We start from the raw sequence: 2,581 nt of genomic DNA, 5'->3' as shown, positions 1-2,581 counted from the left end.
TTAGGTCATCCAGTAGCTCAATTCAAAAGAGGCGCCAACCTCTGGCGCAAACGCGAAAAAGTTGAAGAGAAGGTTCGCGGCCTGCAAGCTTCTTATTGGATTTGGCAAGCACACCAACAAGGTGTTACCGAAGCAAAAGAATTGCTTGGGAAAATTCTGGAGAATGTCTCCAGCCCAAAGAACAATGATTGGTTTGAATTGGCTACTTATGCTGAAAAGGCATTAAACCATCACGCCGAACACAAATTAGATGAAGAGTGGATCTTGCTATGTCACCGACTCATCATCGCCAATCAATTTAATTTGAGTAAGGCTGAGCTATTACTGTGTGAGGTTGGGCAGTTACAGCACGAACATTGTGTCGCAGTCGATATTCGTCGCGAGCTACCAAAGATACTGCCTAGATTAATTCAGATTGATACCACGCAGCAGCGGCGCTCTTTGCTTGCCGCAGGAAAAGTATTTGCTGGAAGCGAATCTGACTTAGAAGGTAATTTAAGACAAAGACGTTATCGATTTGACCGAGTAACTGAGTGGCTGACTGCTACCTTCTCACAAGATCAAACAGTAGCTTGAGTATCCGAGCCTTTAGATTCGCCATCTTTAATGTCATCAGACTCATCATCTACGGATTTTGGGACATAGAAGCGGGCAATGAGAAGCCCGAGCTCATAGAGTAAGCACATTGGCACAGCTAAGAGCAGTTGAGATAACACATCTGGTGGTGTCACGATTGCTGAAATCACAAAAGCGCCAACAATTACATAAGGACGAATCTCTTTAAGCTTAGCCAATGGCACCATGCCCATGCGAACCAGCACCACCACAACAACTGGAACCTCAAAGGTAATGCCAAAGGCCAAAAAGGTTGTCATAGCAAAGCCAAGGTATTTATCAATATCAGTCGACATTTCAGCACCCAAGGGAGCGTTATAACTAGCCATGAATTGAAATACCGTTGGGAAAACTAAGAAGTAAGCAAAGGCCATTCCAAAAATAAACAGGCTATAACTACTGATAACCAAAGGTACTATCAACTTACGCTCGTGCTGATAAAGGCCGGGGGCAATGAATGCCCATAACTGATACATCACTACTGGCAGAGCGATTAAGAAAGCCACCAACATGGTGACTTTCATAGGTACAAAGAATGAACCCGTGACATCAGTCACGATCATCTTGCCGCCAGCAGGTAATGCCTGAAGTAGTGGCTGGGCAAACAAATGAAAAATATCTGGCGCCCAATAAACTAGGGAGACAAAAACTACAATGATGGCTATCGCTGACTTGATGATGCGATCACGCAACTCAAATAAATGTGACAAGAATGATTCTTGTAGTCCGGAATCTTCTGTTGAATTATTTTGCGTCATTGATATTCGTATTTACTTTTCTTTGGGCTAATTTATTTGCCCGCGCTGTGGTGAAAGCGCTTCATGCGCGCAGCTCCGGACTGAACTCTTGTGCGCATACCAGTGGATCGCTTAAACCAAACTGGTCTCGCAGCGCGCCTCACGCCCCAACTCTTCCGACCCTGGCGTACCGATTTTTGTAGAACTTCTTTTTCATCAAGAGGAGCTCTCGTAAAATGATTTTCAAAGATATCTGCCTGGTCACTGAGATTGGCACCAGCCTCTTGAGTAACAGATTGAATGGAGTTCTCAACATCTTTAAAGGCAGAGACACTTTCTTCTCGGAGTTTCTTGAACTCCTCAACATCCATCTGCCTGCTAACTTCGGATTTGACATCCGCCATATAGCGCTGCGCTCTTCCAAATAAGTTACCCGCCATACGGGCAATTTTTGGAAGTCGTTCCGGGCCGACCACTACCAATGCAACTACTGCAATGAGTGCAAGCTTTGAAACTCCGAGATCAATCATTGCAGCTGCGCATTATTTCTATCAACAATTATTTATTGATATCTTTTGCCTGAACATCCACAGTTTTCTCTGTTGATGTAGCAGCGCTCTGAATTTGCTCTTTAGCCTTGTCTTGCGACTCTTCGGATCCCTCAGGCGTTTTCATGCCATCTTTGAAACCTTTAACAGCGCCACCTAAATCAGTGCCGATATTGCGCAATTTTTTGGTACCGAATACCAACATCACGATTACCAAAACAATTAACCAATGCCAAATGCTAAATGAACCCATTTTTAATCTCCTCGGACTATTTTTTCCAGGGGCGCGGACCGCCCATCACATGCAAATGCAAGTGATAAACCTCTTGCCCACCATCTGCACCATTATTCACTACCAATCTAAAGCCACCATCTTTTCCAGGACGGCAACCCTGCTCCTTGGCGAGACGTGGTGCTAATTCCATCATTCTACCTAGCAATGGCGCATCAGCCACTTCTGCAGATTCCAGCATAGGGATATGTTTTTTAGGAATCATCAAAAAATGGACGGGGGCTGCAGGATTAATATCTTTAAAGGCATAAATCTCCTCGTCCTCATACACCTTTTGGGATGGGATTTCACCCTTGGAAATCTTACAAAATAGGCACTTTGGGTCGTGGGGCATCAATTACTCCTTGCTTACAGCTTTTCTGGCGGCTTTTTCTTCGATGCCTGAAGTA

Annotated in this window: 4 protein-coding genes and 1 pseudogene; 1 reads left to right on the top strand and 4 read right to left on the bottom strand. The window is 44.6% G+C overall.

Annotated elements, in window-relative coordinates; translation table 11 throughout:
- Nucleotides 1-576: pseudogene (locus B7X71_RS15030) on the top strand (sel1 repeat family protein); the annotation flags it as partial.
- Here B7X71_RS15030 and tatC read toward each other — a convergent pair.
- Genes tatC through B7X71_RS15010 form a run of 4 tightly spaced genes read right to left on the bottom strand, consistent with a single transcriptional unit; the run spans nt 561 to nt 2,526 of the window.
- On the bottom strand, nt 561-1,373 hold the full coding sequence (gene tatC / locus B7X71_RS15025; RefSeq protein ID WP_293598323.1) for a twin-arginine translocase subunit TatC: 813 nt from the start codon (nt 1,371-1,373) through the stop codon (nt 561-563). The pseudogene B7X71_RS15030 and the gene tatC overlap by 16 nt on opposite strands.
- A gap of 32 nt (nt 1,374-1,405) precedes the next feature.
- Nucleotides 1,406-1,882 (bottom strand): Sec-independent protein translocase protein TatB, encoded by a 477-nt coding sequence (gene tatB / locus B7X71_RS15020; RefSeq protein WP_293598324.1) that lies wholly within the window; start codon nt 1,880-1,882, stop codon nt 1,406-1,408.
- Between the two features lie 28 nt (nt 1,883-1,910).
- Complete coding sequence (tatA, locus tag B7X71_RS15015; protein ID WP_293601269.1) at nt 1,911-2,153, bottom strand: Sec-independent protein translocase subunit TatA; 243 nt, start codon at nt 2,151-2,153, stop codon at nt 1,911-1,913.
- Nucleotides 2,154-2,169: 16 nt separating this feature from the next.
- Nucleotides 2,170-2,526 (bottom strand): histidine triad nucleotide-binding protein, encoded by a 357-nt coding sequence (locus tag B7X71_RS15010; protein WP_293601267.1) that lies wholly within the window; start codon nt 2,524-2,526, stop codon nt 2,170-2,172.
- Nucleotides 2,527-2,581: the final 55 nt, after the last annotated feature.

This window comes from Polynucleobacter sp. 39-46-10, from assembly GCF_002282275.1.
Note: the sequence above shows the minus strand (reverse complement) of the source record. Positions and strands in the feature narration are given on the sequence as shown.